Raw genomic sequence first — 17,174 nt, 5'->3', positions numbered from 1 at the left:
CTTATGCCTCGTCATTCTCGTGGTTTCGACACCGAACACGCCTTCGACCACCTGAGCCGGCGCGACCGCAAGCTGGGCGCTTGGATGAAGCGCATTGGCTATATCGAGCCGCAACCCACCTGGCGGAAATCATTCGATCCCGTCGATGCGCTGGCACGTGCCATCCTGTACCAGCAACTCAGCGGCAAGGCCGCGGCCACCATTGTCGGACGAGTCGAAACCGCGATCGGTAGCACACGCCTCCATTTCGACACCTTGGGCCGAATTGATGATGCGGCGCTGCGCGCTTGCGGCGTATCGGGCAACAAGACGCTGGCGTTGCGGGACCTCGCCGCAAGGGAACAGCGTGGTGAAATCCCCAACCTGCGGCAGATGTCGCTGATGCACGAAGACGAGATCGTGGCGGCGCTGGTGCCGGTCCGTGGCATCGGTCGATGGACCGTCGAGATGATGCTGATGTTCCGCCTGGGCCGTCCGGACGTGTTGCCGATCGACGACCTTGGCGTGCGCAAGGGCGCGCAACTGGTCGACAAACTGGACGTCATGCCCACGCCCAAGGAGCTGCTGGCGCGCGGCGAAAAATGGGGACCCTACCGCACCTACGCCAGCCAGTATCTATGGCGCATTGCCGATTTCGGCGCCGAGGCGAAGACGCCGACCAAGCGTTCGCAGGATTAGCCGTCTTACCGAATGCTGTTCACGACCTTTCGTCTGTGTCAGCGTGACGTATGCTCAATTCGGCCGGAAGGCCATTGCGGTGTCGTTCCGTCTTCTCAGCCTGTCAGTGTCTCTTCCCGGAGAAGCCGCTGCTGCCATTGCATCCGGAATACATGATTGACGATCAGCAGGAACACCAGGCATAGCGGGATGTTGATGGCGTCCGCCGTGATCGATGCAAGCGCGGCGTTGATCTCTTCCGAAATGGTATCCGCCCTCCATGACGTCCGGGTAGCGTAATTGCTGACGATATTGTTGGCGAGCCACAGCAGCCACCACAGGGGTAGCCACCAGGAGACGCCAGTACGGTCCATCTGCGACGGATTGGCGCTAGCTCTCCATACCTCCTTCATCGCCTGGTAGGGCTTCCACAAATTGGCGAATGGCACGAAGTACCAGCCGACAGACCATCCTGGCGTGAAATCCATATTGCGCGCTCCGGCGAAAACACGCGCATTCCACGCGACGCGATAGACCCACATGGCGATGAACACGATCGACGCCACCGCCACGATCAGCTGCGGCAACCCGACCAGTCCTAACTGGATCAACGTCTGGTCGTAGACGTCATCCAATGACATTTGCCCCGTCTCGGCGGATTTCAACAGCGCATACTGCTGCATCGTGACCGCAATGGTGGCGCCGGATATCACCGCGCTGGCGATGAGGCAGACACGCGTTACCCAGGTCAGCCAGGTGGGGTCTTTGAATTGCGAAGCCGTTGGCACGTCGCTGGCGACCACAGCCGTGGGTGTTTGGTATGGATTTTCCATCGTGCGGCAGTTTCCCCTGAGTAAGCGATCGGCGTGAATTCCGTTAGATGATCCGGTAGCACCAATGCCACGGCTCATAGACGATGCCGTGCGGGTTGTCGCGCGGATAACTCATCACAAAACCGAAATCGCCGGCATGCCGGGTCAGCCATGAAAATGCGCGCGTGGCTTCGAAACATTCCTCGGCGGGCGGTTCCCCCGGCGTGCTGATGTCCAGTGCGTTCCCACTGTGGTGTTCGCTGTAGCCGGGCGCGGCGTTGACGGTGAGGATTTGATTCACCGTCTGTCCCCGGGCCAGTTTTCGTTCGAAGATGCCCAGCTGGTAGTCATGGCTGCGGTAACCGGAAATGGCTTCCAGCACGACATCGTCGATGTAGGCGGCACGTCGCATCGCTTCCCAGGCGCGTGCGGCGCCCGCGGTCAGCCATAGCGGACGGCGATAGCGATCCAGCCCGGCGAAAGCCAGTGCCGCGGGTTCGGGTACTAGCGGCAGTCCGGTGCGTTCGCCGTATTCCTCTTGCAAACCCAATACATGCAGGCGCTCCTGCAACCGATCCAGCGGCATCAGTCCCGCCTCATCGATTGCGAAGTTGCGAGAAGCGTCCAAGCGGTCCAAGGCGTCCCAAGCCGCTTCGATGCCAGGTTCATGCGCCAGCCGCTGCACCAGCGGCAATACGCCTTCAGGCAGCAATGCGGCGAGATAACGGCCGTCGCGCTTGCGCCGAAGTACGCGCCCTGCGCGCGCCAGCGTGCGAGCGTCGGTGTTGGCGCGTGCGCGCAGCAGGCCGGCGGGCCAGAGTTCGATATCTGGCGTGTTGAGCAGGAAGCTTTTGCGGGGCAGGGGAGGCAGGCGGCGCATCGCCGCAGCTTAGCGGTGGCGGGGAAAGTCCGCCAGTTCACGCAAACGGTCCAATAGGTTGTGCGGCTTCTCGGGGCTAAGCAAAATCAAGCCGCCGTCGCGTAGCGGCAGCGACAGCACCCGAGTCCGGTCGGTGATCAGGCAGAAAGCCTTGCTCAGGTTGCGCAGACGGAAGTGCCCGGCCTGGAAGCCGGGCACGCTGAATCCATTAGTCTTGAAGCGTGGTTTGAATTCCGTATGTTCGTCCAGACTCATCACGCGTGCGCGCGCAAGATCGATCGCTTCCACCGCCACCTTGCGCGTGTAAAGCGTCGCGGTGACCTGCAGCTCGCGGTTGTCCAACCGGATATGCCGGCGGCGGACCATCCAGCTCAGACCCGCACCCACGAGGACCATGGAGGGAATGGCCAGCAGGAACAGGTAGGGATTGTTGCCTCGATACCCAGTCAGGGCACCGCCGATCACCACAGTGCCGCCGATCAGCAGCGGGATCCACAGCCATAGCCAGATTGACCGGCTCGTTGGCGAGAGCGGAAAGTCTTCGGGTTTGCGCATGAGGGATTCCCGTTATTGTCGAAGCCGAACCGATGGCGACAACATCGGCAGCAGCACGGTGAACTTCAGCCTGAACTTCAGGCGATCGCGGACGCGCGCATCAGCCCTCGCGCTTGAAGAACAGCCGCACCGAATAATCGTGGCCACTCGTGGCTGAAACCAGTTCCCAGCCTTGCGAACCCATTTTGTCCAGTTCCTCTTGCACGCGGTCGTTCAACTTGCCCCCGAACAGCTTGTACGACACTTCGATGACTTTATGGCTCCAACGCTTGCTCATGGTTTGGGTTCCTTCGCGTTATCGTCTCCCGCCTTCGGCAGGCGGCCTGCCTTGCGCAACGCATCGCGCAGCACGTACTCGATCTGTGCATTGAGCGAACGCAGTTCGTCGTCGGCCCAGCGCTGCGCCGCGGCGAGCACCGCGGCGTTGATACGTAGCGGGTAGGCCTTTTTTTCGGTCACGTGCTTGTCCGCTCAGCCGGTCAGTAGATCGAGCCGGTGTTGACGATGGGCTGGGTACCGCGTTCGCCGCACAGCACCACCAGCAGGTTGCTGACCATCTGCGCTTTGCGCTCCTCGTCCAACTGCACCACGCCGTTCTTCTGCAACTCGGACAAGGCCATCTCCACCATGCCGACCGCACCGGCGACGATGCGCGTACGCGCTGCGATCACCGCGTTGGCCTGTTGCCGCTGCAGCATGGCGTGGGCAATTTCCGGCGCGTAGGCCAGGTGACTGATGCGTGCTTCCAACACGTCCACGCCAGCGGTGCTCAGGCGCTCGTCCAGCTGTTCCTTCAAGTGCAGGCTGACTTCGCTGGCATGGCTACGCAGTGAAATCTGGCCTTCTTCATGCTGGTCGTACGGATAACTGGTGGCCATCGCACGCAACGCGGCTTCTGATTGGATGTGGACGAAGCCTTCGTAGTCGTCCACGTTGAAGACGGCTTCCGCCGAATCCACCACTCTCCAGACGATCACCGCGGCAATCTCGATAGGACTGCCGTCCAGTTCGTTGACTTTCAGCCTGCCGCTCTCGAAGTTTCGCACGCGCAGAGAAATCTTCTTCGCGCTGAAGAACGGGTTGTTCCAACGCAAGCCGTTGTCCTTCACGGTGCCGATATATCGGCCGAACAGGCTGAGCACAGCCGATTGGTTGGGCTCCACTTTGTACAGTCCGGCTACCACCAAGATCAGCAGCGCTGCCGCCGGCAGGGCGACAAACAGAAGCGCGGGCGGGCCCGCCACCATCGCCCGCAGGAGCGCCGAGGCGGCGATCAGGGCCAGCACCAGCGCCCCCAGCAGAAATGGGATTCCAGGTAGCGAATGGGTCGGATTCTCTTTCATGGCACTTCCCTTTGGTTGAGGCTAAAAGATATCAAAGTGATATCAGATGTCAACGTGCCGCGCCCGCCGTTCGTCGGGCAGCCGGTAAACTGGCGCGCCCCCTCATTGGATCTCCGCCGTATGACGACGCTCGGCACGCCTTTGTCTTCCTCCGCCATCCGGGTCCTGCTGTTGGGGTCTGGCGAACTGGGCAAGGAGGTCGCGCTGGAGCTGCAGCGGCTGGGCGTCGAAGTGATCGCTGCCGACCGCTACGCGAACGCTCCGGCCATGCAGGTAGCGCACCGCTCGCAGGTATTGGACATGCTCGACCCGGTGGCGATCCGCGCGCTGATCGCACAAGAGCGGCCGCACTTGGTGGTGCCAGAAATCGAGGCGATCCACACCGAGACCTTGATCTCGCTGGAAGCCGAGGGCGTCGCGCGGGTGATTCCCACCGCGCGTGCGGCCCGTTTGACCATGGACCGCGAAGGTATCCGCCGATTGGCTGCGGAAACATTGAGCCTGCCGACTTCGCCCTATCGCTTCGTCGATACCGCTGAGGAATACCGCGCTGCAGTCGCCGATATCGGCCTGCCCTGCGTGGTCAAGCCGGTAATGTCCTCATCCGGCAAAGGCCAGAGCACGCTGCGCGCCGAAGCCGATATCGGCCCGGCTTGGGATTACGCACAAACCGGCGGCCGTGCCGGTGCGGGCCGCTGCATCGTGGAAGGTTTCATCGATTTCGATTACGAAATCACCCTGCTGACGGTGCGCCATGTCGGCGGCACTTCCTTCTGCGACCCGATCGGACACTGGCAGAAAGATGGCGACTATCGGGAAAGCTGGCAACCGCAGCCGATGTCGTCGTTGGCGCTGCAGCGTGCGCAGCAGATCGCCCAGGCGGTAACCGACGACCTGGGCGGGTGGGGTTTGTTTGGTGTGGAGCTGTTCGTGAAAGGCGACGAAGTGTGGTTCAGCGAGGTCTCGCCGCGTCCGCACGATACCGGCCTGGTCACGCTGGCGTCGCAGGACCTCAGCGAATTCGCGCTGCACGCGCGCGCGATTCTTGGATTGCCGATTCCGATGATTCGCCATAAAGGCCCTTCGGCGTCATGTGCGATGCTGGCGCAAGGTTATGGCGTTCCGGTCTTCGCCAACGTGGAAGGCGCGCTGCAAACCCCGGATACGGAACTGCGCTTGTTCGGCAAGCCGCGCGTGGAAGGATACCGCCGCGTCGGCGTAACCCTGGCCCGTGCCGAAAATATCGATACTGCACGCACGATGGCGCGCGAGGCGGCGGCAGCCATCACCATCACTTTCGAATCATTCGGAGAACGCTGATGAATGGAAGTCAGGGCTACGCGATTTTCTTCTTCCCGCAGGCACTGGAAGCGCTGGGCGATGCCATCAAGCCTTATCTGACCGACCAGGCTGATGGCCCACATTTATTCTGCAAGGAGATCGACACCGGCGGTGCGTTCACCGAGATGATGCTGGTGGGCAAGAACCCTGAAGGCCACGAGGTGCAGGTGGAACTGATGGTGCCCGGCAGCATGATCCGCATGATCGTGTCCGCGCAGAGCGAAGCGGTTTTCGGCTTCGGTCCGCGCGTCGCGGCGACGCCGTAAATAGCCGTTGTAGGGGCGATGTCCCCGCGGTAGGAGCGGCGTTCCGCCGCGAGCTCTTTCTGTCAGACGGCACAAAGCGAAGAGCAATCAAAGCCTGCTGTTCGGCGTCCGGACGCGCTGCGGCGCGTTCTTGATCGTGTTCGCTCAGCGGCTATCGGAGCGCGGCGCGGGCTTGAGATCAACCCACACCAGGTGATGATCGCTGCCATCGGCGATCGCGGCGTCGGGGTCGTTTTTAGCTGGCCAGAAAACGCCATTTCCGATGAATGCGAAACCGGTGGATGGCAACACGTAATCCAGCCGCATCGCGCCTGTCTTCGGGCCGAAGTCGCCTGTGACATGCATCGGAGAGCCGCGATGAGCGATGCCCTGCGCGGCGTAGCGTTCCGCGGTTTCCGCGCCACCGACACTGCGCGGCGTGGCATGGCGCATGACCCGCGGATGTTCCAGCAGTTCGAGGATGGCGTCGTGGCGACCGTCGCCATCGATCGGATCATTGTTGAGGTCGCCGGCAATGACGAAGCGCGAGTCCTGTTCCAATCCACCGCAGCGGCCTTGGTCGTCGCATAGCCATGGCTTGTCGTCGGGCGAAAGATATTCGCGCCACAGGCGGATCTCGTCATGGTTGCGCGCGCCATTGCGGTCTTCCGGGCCATCGAACACCGGTGGAGTGGGGTGCGACACCAGGAAATGCACCACGCCATGCGGCGTATTCACCGGTACATCCCAGTGCGACTTGGAAGACAGCCGCAACTGCGACCACACCTCATCGCGGTACCAAGGCCGATTCGTTGTCGGATCGATGGGCTTGGCCGCTTCTGGCATCGTGCTCCAGCGCAGCAACTGGAAAGTCCGCGCCCGCTTGCTGTCGATGGGATAGCGCGACAGCACCAGCATGCCGTACTGACCAGGATGTAACCCATATCCCCACGCGTCGTTGCCGCGATCACGACCTTCGCCGCCGGCAACGCCGTTGTTGTCCAGGTCCAGGCCGCTGGGAACACCTGTGTTCACCGGCGCCAAATACCGGTAGGGATAGCGCAGGGCATCCCCGCCACCCGCTTGCGGTACTTCCAGGTAACGCTGCTGGAATAGATCCGCGGCGCGGTGTGCTTCGTCGTAGTCGAACTCGTTCAACAACACCAGATCCGGTCGGACTTTTTGCAGCACCGCCGCAATCTTGCGCGCCTGCGCGTTGTCGCCTTCCAGTGAACGGATCAGCCCACCGCTTTCGTTCGAGTACAGCGACGTGTTGTACGTGGCGACGCGTATATCGCTATCGGTCGCATAAGCGGCGGGGTCGCCGTGCACATTGACGCCGACGCAGGCGGAGAGGGACAGGAACATGGATAGCGCAATGAGGAGTTTAGGCATCCGGCGATTCTGCCATGCTCTTGTGACGGTAGTTGAAGAGCAGGAGCCGGTAGCAGTGAGCACAAGGCCTTTGCTTTGCCTCCCCCTTTACCAAAGGGGGACTGAGGGGGATTTGCCCTTGCTCTTAAAACAAAACAACGGCAAATCCACCTCAGTCCTCTTTTAAAAGAGGCAAAAGCAAGCTGCCTTCACCCTTCACCCTTCACCCTTCACCCTTCACCCCTCCAGTCTTCCGACCAACATCGCGCCGCCAGCTTCGCCCATCGAATTCTTCCAACGGCTGGAAGCGGCGTTTGTAGTCCATCTTGCGGTGGCCTTCGATCCAATAGCCCAGGTACAGGTGCTGGCGCGATTCCCGCCGCGCCCATTCCAACTGGCGCATGATCGCCAGCGTGCCCAGGCCGCGGTCTTCCATGTCGGGATCGTAGAAGGTGTAGACGGCGGACAACGCATTGGGAACCAGATCAGTCACCGCTACCGCCAGCAGACGCCCGTGTTCGCGCAACTCCAGGAAACGTCCTTGCGACCAGCTGCCGATCAGGAACTGGTCGAACTCGATGGCGCCATGATCGTCCATGCCGCCCTGTGGATGACGCGCGGCCAGGTAGCGGCGGTACAGCGCCAGGTGTTCCTCCGTGCGCAATGTCGCCACGATGCGAGTATCCACCTGTGCATTACGTGCGGCGCAACGGCGCTGGCTCCGGTCAGGCTTGAAATCATTCGCGGGTATGCGCACCGGCACGCAGGCGCGGCAATGCGCGCAATGCGGACGGTAGACGATGTCGCCGGAACGACGGAAGCCCCAGCTCAACGCATTGGGATAGAACATTGGCAAACGCGGATCGCGCGGATCGAGTACCAGATCGCGCGCTACCCGTTCCGGCCAATAGCCGCAAGGATGCTCGCCCGTATGAAACAGGCGAAGCTCGTCTACCGATGGAAACGAATCGGCACCCATATCGTCAACCTCCACTCTGTGCCGCCGTGAGCCAGAATGCCAACCCCGCCAGTGCGCCCGCCGCCGTCCCTGCCAGCAGATCGCCCCGCGTATGCCGCTGCAACGCCAAGCGCGACCACGCGACAGCGGCAGCAAAAATGATACCCGCCACGCCGTATTCCCAACCCAGGCGCGACAGCAACAGTGCCGCGAAGACGGCGAACGCCATGTGCAGCGACAACTTGCACCAACGCGATGTCAGCATGGCAATGACGATCAATCCAGCCGAAAGACCCAGTCCCAGCGCCAGATCGTTTTGCGGAAACAAGATGACGGCCAGCAGCGAGGCAGTGGCCAGCGCAATCAGCAGGAAGCGGTTGAGCGAACCTCGCTCATGCTTCGCACTGGCGTCCACGTGTCCCCAGCGGCCACGACGCACTTGCCACCACGAATAGCCCATGACCGTGACAGCAAACAAACCGAAGCCAAGCCCCAGCCACCACACATCGCCGCCATTCCCGCGCGTACGCGTCAGCGCGAGCACCGCCAGCGGCAACACCAGCATGGGGTGGCCGACGATGGACAGGGCGCGGGCGAGGGCGTTCGTCATGAGGCCAGCATACTGCGGCGCCGGTATCGCGGGTGTTGCGACTATCCACAATCTGAACGCGCTGGTCTGCGCGTCAACCATCCCCACGCAGACGCGTTGACTACCGCAGTGGCGCGCATCGGCGCCGCACTTTCAGGAGACATCCATGAACCGTAATACCTTGCTCGTCGTCGCCGTGCTGGCCGCCCTCGGCGCCGGCACCGCCCTGGCGGCGACTCAGGCCGACAACGCCACCCAGCCGGCCGCCCGCATCAATCCCGACAAGAACAACGACGGCGTGATCGATCGTACAGAAGCCGCCGCCCTCCCGCGCCTGGCCGAGAAGTTCGATGCTTTGGACAAGAACAAGGACGGCAAACTGACCGCCGATGAGCGACCGCATCGCGGTGGCATGCATGGCGGGCGGCACGGTGGCAAGGATGGTGCGCGCGCCGCTTTCGCCAAACTGGATACCAACCAGGACGGCAAGCTCAGCCGGGCGGAAGCCGCGGCCGATCCGAAGTTCGCCGAACGCTTCGACAAGATGGACGCCAACAAGGATGGCGTCATCGACCGTGCCGATCGCGAAGTACGTGCCAAGCAGCACAGGGAAGAACGATTCGCCGCTGCCGACACCGACAAGGACGGCAAGCTGAGCCGGGCTGAGTTCGAAGCCGCGGACAACAAGCGCCGCGAGCATGGCCATGAACGCTTCCAGGCGCACGCCGCGGAACGCTTCGCGGCCGCCGATGCGAACAAGGACGGTAAGCTCAGCCGCGACGAAGCCAAAGGCAACCCGCGCATGACGGAAAACTTCGATCGCCTGGACGCGAACAAAGATGGCTTTCTGAGCAAGGACGAACTGCCGTCGCGCAAAGGCACGATGCGCTGAGGCGCGCCGGTAGCAACGATGTCCCGACGGTAGGAGCGGCGTCCCCGCCGCGAGCTCTTGCTTCCATCATGATCAGGCAGGAAAAGCTCGCGCCGGGACGGCGCTCCTACAGGATTAATTCATAGCAGGAGCGGCCGTACCCACTTATGCTCCCATCCGGCAGTGACTCACGCTCACCGCAGGTAAAAAGTCCAGCCGATCGCCGCCGCGGCAATCGCAATGCCGATGAACACGCCCAAGCGGCCATACAGGCTTTCATACAGCCAGTTCTTCTTGCCGCCCAAGCCGCGTCGGGCCGCATCGCGCGCCAGTAGCGGCGTCATGACCCGTTGCAGCGGCACCAGGCATTGGTAGCTGATGGCCGCCATTCCCGCCACCGAATACAGCAGCATCGTCGGCTTGGAAGCGGCAAAGACGACCAGCAGCAGTACGCCGATACAGAACAATGCCACCGTGCCGGTATTGATGAATATGAAACGCCGTATCTGGCGCCGTTCTTCCGCCGTGTCGGCGAACCGCAGCAAATACAGGCCGCCCAGGTAGGAACCCAGCATGCCGCCGAACAGTGCGGAGAAGACGACATACAGATTCATGGCGCCAAACGCGGTTCCCAACGCACCAAGTGCAATGCCGCCGTTGAACGCGGATGCGCCAAGTCCTCCCGCCCCCAGCTTGCCGGCGCCGGAACCGATCGTCCCGGCACTGATCAGGGCCGCGGCACTGGCAGCCGGCGCTGTCACCATCAATGCGGTACAGACCGTCGTCGCGAATACCGCACTCGGTGCGCTGGCACGAGCGAACTCGCCAAAACGTTTCAGCATCTCCTCGCGCACGCAGCCGCGCGCGCGCGAAAGCCGCTTCCGCACCGCGGCGTCGCTCAATCCCAAAAGATCGGCAACCTGCTGCGATCGTTGGCCTTCCCGGTAGTACAGCAGCAAGGTTTCGCGGCTCTCTTCCGGCAGGGCGGAGATGATGTCGGCCGCGACGATTTCCTGTTCGGTCAGCAATAGCTGTTCGGAGGGGGTAGGAGAAGGATCAGCCGCCATGCCGATGGCGATTTCCGCCCCTTCGCCGGTCAGCGGCCGATGACTATTGGCGCGCAAGTGGTCGCGGGCCAGGTTGCGGGTGATCTGCCGCAGCCAGGGCAGGAAACTGGTGGAGTTCTTCAGCTTGTCCAATTGCTGCCAGGCTTTGATGAAGGCCTCTTGGGCGATGTCCTCGCTGGCCTGCACATCACGGGTAATCGCCAACGCGATGGCGGTGACGGTGTTCTGGCACGCCCTCACGATCCGGCCGTACGCCGCCTGATTGCCGCGGGCGGCGGCAGGCAGTTCCTGTTCCAGCATCAATTCCAGTGTTTGGGCATTCATGGCAATCGTCCGCGAAGGGGAATCCTGCCATCCCAGACGGGGTGGTGTGCGGAATGTGACCAGGCGGGCAGAACTTCTTGCATCCAACAGTTAACCGGACCAACAACGCCGTCATCCCGGCGTTCGCCGGGATGACGGCACCTAATTGCTAGGTGCTCGGTGCCCTAACCCGAACTCGGCTGGATACGCACGCGGACCGGCTCTTCCTCTTCTTCCGCAGGGGCGGGTTTCGCAGGGGCAGGCGTGGCTTGATCAGCGGGCACCGCCGGTTGGGTCTGGGGCGAAGGAGCGACCGGCAGCGCCGTCTTGGCCTGCCGGTGACGCATCACCGTAATGACCACGGCCAAGGCGATGATCGCCAGCAGGATAAGCCGGATGCGCCAGGCCCAACGGCCGCGTTGCGGAGTTTCGTCTGCGGCGTCGGTGAAGATCAGGCTGGGCCGACCGCCGGGGCGAGTGGTTTCCAGCAGGCCGGCTTCGCGCAGGATTTCGCGTGCGCGTGGCTGGTCTTCGGCGTGGCGGATCCAGACCGCGGCCTGCTCGCTGGCTGACATCGGTTCGCTATAGCTGAACTGGCCGCCGCGCCGCGACCGATAGGAACGTGCGTTGCTGACATGGACTTCGATACCCGCATCGGAGAGCAGCTTGGCGACTCCCTCGACGGTTTCGAGACGTTGGCTGCTGAAGACCTGGCGCATGGTTCAGCCGTGTGTCGCTTGCGTGTGGAGGTACATCTGGTGCGGGCGCGGGGCAGATGAAATCGTCATCGCGCCATATTACTTCAGCCGGCTTCGGATCATTCCTTGGCTGGCACCATCGAGGCCGTCTGTGCATCGGGTACGACCCGGATCAGGCCTTCCTGCGCGGTACTGGCCACCAGGTGCCCTTGGCGGTCGAATATCTGTCCGCGCGCCAGTCCGCGCGAACTTTGCGCGCTGGGGCTGTCGATCGAATAGAGCAGCCAATCGTCGGCGCGGAACGGGCGGTGAAACCACAAGGCATGATCCAGCGATGCCATCTGCACGTTGGGTTGGTAATAGCTGATGCCGTGTGGATAAGTCGCGGTGCCCAACAGTTGGAAGTCGGAGGCATAGGCCAGCAACGCGCGGTGCAGTTCCGGCGAATCGCCGACTTTTTCGGTGAGCCGAAACCACACCTGCTGGTAGGGCGGCCGCTTGGGCGGATTCAATTCGTCGCGAGGGTACACGTGGCGGAACTCGAACGGCCCGCGCCGCGACAACCAGCGTTGTACCTTGATCGACAGCTTCGCCATGACGTCGGCCGGAATCGCAGCGGCGGGCTCGATATCCTCCGGTTGCGGCACTTCCGGCATCGAGAGCTGATGTTCGGCACCGGGCTCTTCGGCCTGGAACGAAGCCGCGCAAAAGAAAATGACCCGGCCATGCTGGATAGCGGTGACCCGGCGCACCGAGAAGCTGCCACCGTCGCGGGTGCGATCCACGTCGTAGACGATGGGGTGATCGATATCGCCGGCGCGCAGGAAATAGGCGTGCAGCGAATGCGCGCGGCGCGGGCCTTCCACCGTGGCCTGGGCGGCCGACAATGCCTGGCCCAGCACCTGGCCACCGAACACGTATTTGGTACCGATGTCGCGGCTCTGGCCCCGGAACAGGTTGTCTTCCAAACGTTCCAGCGAAAGCAGTTCGATCAGTTCGCTGACGACGGGTTCGGGAGTGGAGGGCACGGGCGCTCGCCTGGCAGAAGAATGGGCGGATTATAAAGGCGGGAGATGAAAAGGCCTTGGGCGCCTGTAGGGCAACCTTGTGGAAGCGACGTGAGTCGCGACCGGAAACATCAACGTCGCGACTCACGTCGCTCCCACAAGGAAGCTCCCACGAGAAAGCTTTACGGCTTCAACCGCTCCAGCTTCACCGCCTCCATCACCCGCTCCCAAGGAAACAGCGGCCCAGGGTCCAGCTTGCGATGCACCTGCGTACCCGGATCATTGCTGGACGCCTCCAGCGTGGTGTCCAGTTCTTCGTGCCCGGCGATGTACTTCAGTGACGGTAGTTCTTTCTGCAGCATCAGCAGCAAACTGATCACCGCGACGATCTGCGCTTCGGTATAGGGTTCGTCCATCTTCTGGTTGCGCGAATCCAGCCAATCTGGATAGCGGCCGGTGTTGACCAGTTCGATGCCCACGGCGCGCGGGTTGTAGCCGCGCACGTGATGAGCGATGCGCTCGGGACGCACGTAGACATGCACGCTGCCGTCGCGATCGATGTAGTAGTGGCCGCTGTTGCCGGTGCCGGAGGCGTAGAGGATCTGTTCGCCGGCCCTGCGCGCATCGGTCAGGTCCGGCAGCTCGGTGCAGTGAATCACCACCAGGTCGATCTGGGAACGGGGACGTTCTTCCAGCCGCACTTCGTAAGGTAGCGGCGAGACGGTCATGGGCGGAGATGGCGGCAGGTCGGGGAGCATGGCCGAATCTTAGAGCGTGTCATGGCCTTTGGGGTGAGTGCGAAGTGTCCTTTCCTGCGGGTCGTCCGCCTAATGTCGTCGCAGCTGGGTGGTCCGGGGATGCCTTGCTATGACAGAACAGGCGGCAACGACTCTCATCCGCGAGGCCGCGACACGCTCGAATACCGCCGTTTTGCCAGGGCGATAGCGGAGCCGGTCCAGTAAACTACGCGTCTTTGTGGGCCGCGACGCCTGAAGGAACTTGTCGATGCCGCTTTCTCCCGATTCGCCCCTCGCCAAACTGATGGCCAACCTGCCGCATGCCGGAAGGGTGGAATGGATCGGCCTGCGTCCGGACCGTACCGAGACGATGACGCCCGTGGAGGCCGTAGACGCGACGGAAGGTGGCGGATTGGCCGGCGATCGCTACGCGGGTGGCAGCGGCAGCCGCGGCGTGACCCTGATCCAGGCCGAACACCTGCCGGTGATCGCTGCATTGGCGCGCTACCACGGCTTGGAGCCGGCGCTGCTGCGACGGAATGTGGTGGTCTCCGGCGTGCCATTGATCGCGCTGAAAGAGCGCCGGTTTCGCATCGGCGAAGTGGTGCTGGAAGGTACGGAATCCTGTGATCCGTGTTCGCGCATGGAAGATGCGTTGGGGCCGGGCGGCTATAACGCCATGCGAGGCCACGGCGGCCTATGTGCACGGATCATCGTCGGCGGGCGCTTCCGCATGGGCGACGCAGTGGAGCCGTTGTGATGCGCGGCCATTGCATTCTTTCGCACGGATTCGAAAGCGGTCCCGATGCCACCAAGGTCACCGCGCTGGCCGAAGCCGCCGAGCGGATGGGCTGGACCCATGAGCGTCCGGATTACACTGACCTGGATGCACGGCGGGACATCAGTTCGCTGGGCGATGTGCCGTCGAGATTGGTGCGGCTCCACGACATTGCCACGGCCGCGGCGGCACGCGGTCCGGTGGTGCTGGCGGGTTCCAGCCTGGGCGCCTATATCGCAGGCCGCATCTCCTTGCAGGTGCCTACGGAAGGGCTGTTCCTGATGGCGCCGCCGATCAACATGGGCCCTCTGCCGGACTTGGATGCGGCAGCCGTGCCGGTATCGATCATTCACGGCTGGGACGACGAATTGATTCCCGCCCAGCAGGTCGTCGACTGGGCGCATATGCGCCGCGCGCGCCTGTTGCTGGTGAATGATTCACACCGGTTGTCCGATCATGTCGCCGCGTCGGCGGAAGCGTTCGCGCAACTGCTGTCGGAGCTTTGAGTATCTCCTCTCTTGGAGAGGTCCGGCGCGTAGCGCTGGTAGGGCGAAGAGCCGTTGCCGTCGCACAACTTTTCATCTGATACACCGTTCCCTCATCCGCCCTTCGGGCACCTTCTCCCGGGGGGAGAAGGGAAAAAGGCACTTCAAATCATGAAATTCTTCATCTCCTGCGCCAAAGGCCTGGAATATCTGCTTGCCGACGAGCTGCTGGCGCTCGGCATGACCAAGGCCACCGCGACCATCGCCGGCGTCAACGCGGAAGGTGAGCCAGTAGACGCGCAGCGTGCGGTGTTGTGGTCGCGATTGGCCAGCCGTGTGTTGTGGCCGATCGCCGAGTTCGATTGCCCGGATGAGCAAGCGCTATACGATGGCGTCGCCGCGGTGCCCTGGACAGAGCACCTGCGTTCGGAACACACCTTGGCCGTCGACGCGCATGTATCCGGCGAAGCCATCACGCACGCGCGCTTTGCCGCGCAGCGGGTCAAGGATGCAGTGGTTGATACGCTGCGCGCGCAGGGCCTGGAACGGCCTTCAGTGGATGTCGATCAGCCGGATGTACGCATCAATCTTTCTCTGCGCAAAGGACGTGCCACGCTGTCCATCGATCTGGGCGGCGGACCGATGCATCGGCGCGGCTGGCGCCAGGTGCAAAACGATGCGCCGCTGAAAGAGAATCTGGCCGCGGCCGTGCTGATGCGCGGCGGCTGGCCCAAGGCCTATCACGATGGCGGCGCGCTGCTGGATCCGATGTGCGGCAGCGGCACTCTGTTGATCGAGGGCGCGTTGATGGCCGCCGACGTGGCGCCCGGTTTGCAACGTCATGGCAACGTGCTGCCCAGCCGCTGGCTCGGCTTTGACGCCAATCTTTGGCGTGAACTGTATGCCGATGCCATCGAACGCGAGAGCAAGGGACGCACGACGCTGAAGCCGGTGTTCTTCGGCAGCGATATCGACCCGCATGCGATTCGTGCCGCGCGCGAGAACGCCACGCTCGCCGGTCTGGCCGGCGTCATCCAGTTCGAAACGCGCGATATCGCACAGCTGGCGTCGCTACCGTTCGAACGCGGTGTTGCGGTCTGCAATCCCCCTTATGACGAACGATTGGCCGCCGACGCGGCGCTGTATCGCCAACTTGGTGATGCACTGAAGCGTGCTGTGCCGCAATGGCGCGCCAGCCTGCTGTGCGGCAATGCCGAACTGGCGTATGCCACCGGACTTCGCGCCAGCAAGAAATACCAGATGTTCAACGGCGCCATCGAGTGCGCGTTGATCGTCTGCGATCCGATCGCCACGCCGGTGCGGGAGCCTTCGGAGCCGCGTGTGTTGTCCGAGGGCGCGCAGATGGTCGCCAACCGATTGCGCAAGAACCTGAAGAAGTTCAAGAGCTGGCGCGAACGCGATGGCGTGACGTGCTACCGCGTCTACGATGCGGACCTGCCGGAATACGCGGCCGCCATCGACGTTTATCGCGAAGAGAGCGGGGAAGAGCGCACCTTCCTGCACGTGCAGGAATACGCAGCGCCGGCAACCATTCCGGAGGCGGACACGCGTCGCCGTTTCGGCGACCTGCTGGCGGCCGCGCGCGAGGCATTCGCCGTGCCGGCTGAGCGCGTCGCCATCAAGTCGCGCACGCGCGGTAAGGGCGGTAGTAAATACGGACGCTTCCAGGAACGCGGCGAGTTCATCATCGTGCGCGAAAGCGGTGCACGGTTGCGGGTCAATCTGTTCGATTATCTGGATACGGGATTATTCCTGGATCACCGGCCGTTGCGCCGGCATATGGCGCAGGAATCGCGCGGCAAGCGCTTCCTGAATCTCTTCAGCTATACCGGCGTGGCTTCGGTGCAAGCGGGAGCCGGTGCCGATTCCACCGTGAGTGTCGACTTGTCCGCTACTTATCTGGAATGGTGCGCAGCCAACCTGGCGCTCAATGGCCTGGGCGGCGCACAGCATCGTCTGGTGCAAGCCGACGCGTTGACCTGGCTGGAAGCGGAAAAGAACCGGTACGACGTGATCTTCTGCGACCCGCCGACGTTCTCCAATTCCGCTCGCGCCGAAGACTTCGATGTGCAGAAGGAACACGTCCGTCTGTTGCACGCAGCGGTAGCGCGCCTGATGCCCGAGGGTGTGTTGTATTTCTCCAACAACTTCCGCCGCTTCAAGTTGGACGAAGAGGCAGTAGCGGAATTCGCCCATTGCGAAGACATCAGTGCCCAGACCATCCCGCCGGATTTCGAACGTAATCCGCGGATACACCGGTGCTGGCGACTGACGCGGAAGTGAGTGTGTCTACCTCATGGAGTGGGCCTTGGCCCACCAACGCCGTCTCGACGCTCGCACCGGCGACTATCGGAAGCACCCGCGGCTGCTTTAAACCGACATGATGATTGCCATCGCGAACGCCGGCATCGCAATGGTGGGCCAAGGCCCACGCTACGAGAACGGACGCGAGA

General features: G+C 62.7%; 20 protein-coding genes and 1 pseudogene. 8 read left to right on the top strand and 13 right to left on the bottom strand.

Going from position 1 to position 17,174, the window contains the following annotated elements; genetic code table 11:
* Positions 1-3 precede the first annotated feature (3 nt).
* Positions 4-678, top strand: coding sequence for a DNA-3-methyladenine glycosylase (locus AADW18_RS08305; protein ID WP_337342902.1), 675 nt, complete (start codon positions 4-6; stop codon positions 676-678).
* A 95-nt stretch (positions 679-773) separates the two neighbouring features.
* Here AADW18_RS08305 and AADW18_RS08300 read toward each other — a convergent pair whose 3' ends face one another.
* The 6 genes from AADW18_RS08300 to AADW18_RS08275 form a co-directional block, all read right to left on the bottom strand.
* Complete coding sequence (locus AADW18_RS08300) at positions 774-1,490, bottom strand: DUF4328 domain-containing protein (protein WP_337342901.1); 717 nt, start codon at positions 1,488-1,490, stop codon at positions 774-776.
* Positions 1,491-1,533: 43 nt separating this feature from the next.
* Positions 1,534-2,349, bottom strand: coding sequence for a M15 family metallopeptidase (locus AADW18_RS08295; RefSeq protein ID WP_337342900.1), 816 nt, complete (start codon positions 2,347-2,349; stop codon positions 1,534-1,536).
* A gap of 9 nt (positions 2,350-2,358) precedes the next feature.
* Entirely contained in the window at positions 2,359-2,904 is a 546-nt protein-coding gene (locus AADW18_RS08290) for a PH domain-containing protein (RefSeq protein WP_337342899.1), read from the bottom strand.
* Between the two features lie 100 nt (positions 2,905-3,004).
* Complete coding sequence (locus AADW18_RS08285) at positions 3,005-3,181, bottom strand: DUF4177 domain-containing protein (RefSeq protein ID WP_337342898.1); 177 nt, start codon at positions 3,179-3,181, stop codon at positions 3,005-3,007.
* On the bottom strand, positions 3,178-3,363 hold the full coding sequence (locus tag AADW18_RS08280) for an Arc family DNA binding domain-containing protein (protein ID WP_337342897.1): 186 nt from the start codon (positions 3,361-3,363) through the stop codon (positions 3,178-3,180). Before AADW18_RS08280 ends, AADW18_RS08285 begins: the two co-directional genes overlap by 4 nt.
* Before the next feature lie 20 nt (positions 3,364-3,383).
* Positions 3,384-4,247: an SPFH domain-containing protein gene (locus tag AADW18_RS08275; protein ID WP_337342896.1), complete on the bottom strand. Its 864-nt coding sequence runs from the start codon at positions 4,245-4,247 to the stop codon at positions 3,384-3,386.
* Between the two features lie 120 nt (positions 4,248-4,367).
* Here AADW18_RS08275 and purT point away from each other — a divergent pair, with 120 nt between their 5' ends.
* The gene (purT, locus tag AADW18_RS08270; protein ID WP_337342895.1) at positions 4,368-5,567 is read left to right on the top strand and encodes a formate-dependent phosphoribosylglycinamide formyltransferase; all 1,200 of its coding nucleotides are present in this window, start codon (positions 4,368-4,370) and stop codon (positions 5,565-5,567) included.
* On the top strand, positions 5,567-5,854 hold the full coding sequence (locus tag AADW18_RS08265; RefSeq protein ID WP_337342894.1) for a hypothetical protein: 288 nt from the start codon (positions 5,567-5,569) through the stop codon (positions 5,852-5,854). The genes purT and AADW18_RS08265 overlap by 1 nt, the downstream gene beginning before the upstream one ends.
* A gap of 144 nt (positions 5,855-5,998) precedes the next feature.
* Here the strand turns inward: AADW18_RS08265 and AADW18_RS08260 are convergent, their stop codons facing one another.
* The 3 genes from AADW18_RS08260 to AADW18_RS08250 form a co-directional block, all read right to left on the bottom strand.
* Positions 5,999-7,228: an endonuclease/exonuclease/phosphatase family protein gene (locus AADW18_RS08260; protein ID WP_337342893.1), complete on the bottom strand. Its 1,230-nt coding sequence runs from the start codon at positions 7,226-7,228 to the stop codon at positions 5,999-6,001.
* Positions 7,229-7,430: 202 nt separating this feature from the next.
* Entirely contained in the window at positions 7,431-8,186 is a 756-nt protein-coding gene (locus AADW18_RS08255) for an arginyltransferase (protein ID WP_337342892.1), read from the bottom strand.
* Positions 8,187-8,190: 4 nt separating this feature from the next.
* Positions 8,191-8,775 carry a hypothetical protein gene (locus tag AADW18_RS08250; RefSeq protein ID WP_337342891.1) on the bottom strand — a complete coding sequence of 195 codons (585 nt, stop codon included), beginning with the start codon at positions 8,773-8,775 and terminating at the stop codon, positions 8,191-8,193.
* A 145-nt stretch (positions 8,776-8,920) separates the two neighbouring features.
* Between AADW18_RS08250 and AADW18_RS08245 the strand changes: the two are divergent.
* A pseudogene (locus AADW18_RS08245) lies at positions 8,921-9,433 on the top strand (EF-hand domain-containing protein); the annotation flags it as partial.
* Positions 9,407-9,646, top strand: a complete 240-nt coding sequence (locus tag AADW18_RS08240) for a hypothetical protein (protein WP_337343297.1) — start codon at positions 9,407-9,409, stop codon at positions 9,644-9,646. The pseudogene AADW18_RS08245 and the gene AADW18_RS08240, both read left to right, overlap by 27 nt.
* A 173-nt stretch (positions 9,647-9,819) precedes the next feature.
* On the opposite strand, the gene AADW18_RS08235 is transcribed toward AADW18_RS08240, so the two are convergent.
* The 4 genes from AADW18_RS08235 to AADW18_RS08220 all read right to left on the bottom strand — a co-directional run bounded on the left by AADW18_RS08235 (position 9,820) and on the right by AADW18_RS08220 (position 13,458).
* Positions 9,820-11,016, bottom strand: a complete 1,197-nt coding sequence (locus tag AADW18_RS08235; protein WP_337342890.1) for a sigma-70 family RNA polymerase sigma factor — start codon at positions 11,014-11,016, stop codon at positions 9,820-9,822.
* 164 nt (positions 11,017-11,180) lie between these two features.
* Positions 11,181-11,714 (bottom strand): pathogenicity-like protein, encoded by a 534-nt coding sequence (locus AADW18_RS08230; protein WP_337342889.1) that lies wholly within the window; start codon positions 11,712-11,714, stop codon positions 11,181-11,183.
* A gap of 98 nt (positions 11,715-11,812) precedes the next feature.
* On the bottom strand, positions 11,813-12,721 hold the full coding sequence (tesB, locus tag AADW18_RS08225; protein ID WP_337342888.1) for an acyl-CoA thioesterase II: 909 nt from the start codon (positions 12,719-12,721) through the stop codon (positions 11,813-11,815).
* Between the two features lie 161 nt (positions 12,722-12,882).
* Positions 12,883-13,458, bottom strand: coding sequence for an N-acetylmuramoyl-L-alanine amidase (locus tag AADW18_RS08220; protein WP_337342887.1), 576 nt, complete (start codon positions 13,456-13,458; stop codon positions 12,883-12,885).
* A gap of 247 nt (positions 13,459-13,705) precedes the next feature.
* Here AADW18_RS08220 and AADW18_RS08215 point away from each other — a divergent pair, with 247 nt between their 5' ends.
* The 3 genes from AADW18_RS08215 (at position 13,706) to rlmKL (ending at position 17,004) form a co-directional block, all read left to right on the top strand.
* On the top strand, positions 13,706-14,197 hold the full coding sequence (locus AADW18_RS08215; protein ID WP_337342886.1) for an MOSC domain-containing protein: 492 nt from the start codon (positions 13,706-13,708) through the stop codon (positions 14,195-14,197).
* Positions 14,194-14,721 (top strand): hypothetical protein, encoded by a 528-nt coding sequence (locus AADW18_RS08210; RefSeq protein WP_337342885.1) that lies wholly within the window; start codon positions 14,194-14,196, stop codon positions 14,719-14,721. The genes AADW18_RS08215 and AADW18_RS08210 overlap by 4 nt, the downstream gene beginning before the upstream one ends.
* A 150-nt stretch (positions 14,722-14,871) precedes the next feature.
* Positions 14,872-17,004 (top strand): bifunctional 23S rRNA (guanine(2069)-N(7))-methyltransferase RlmK/23S rRNA (guanine(2445)-N(2))-methyltransferase RlmL, encoded by a 2,133-nt coding sequence (gene rlmKL / locus AADW18_RS08205; RefSeq protein WP_337342884.1) that lies wholly within the window; start codon positions 14,872-14,874, stop codon positions 17,002-17,004.
* Positions 17,005-17,174 lie beyond the last annotated feature (170 nt).

This window comes from Pseudoxanthomonas sp. CCNWLY206-1 (assembly GCF_039710385.1).
Taxonomy (GTDB): Bacteria; Pseudomonadota; Gammaproteobacteria; order Xanthomonadales; family Xanthomonadaceae; genus Pseudoxanthomonas_A.
The sequence above is the reverse complement of the archived record's forward strand: the minus strand, read 5'-3'. Positions and strand labels throughout refer to the sequence as shown.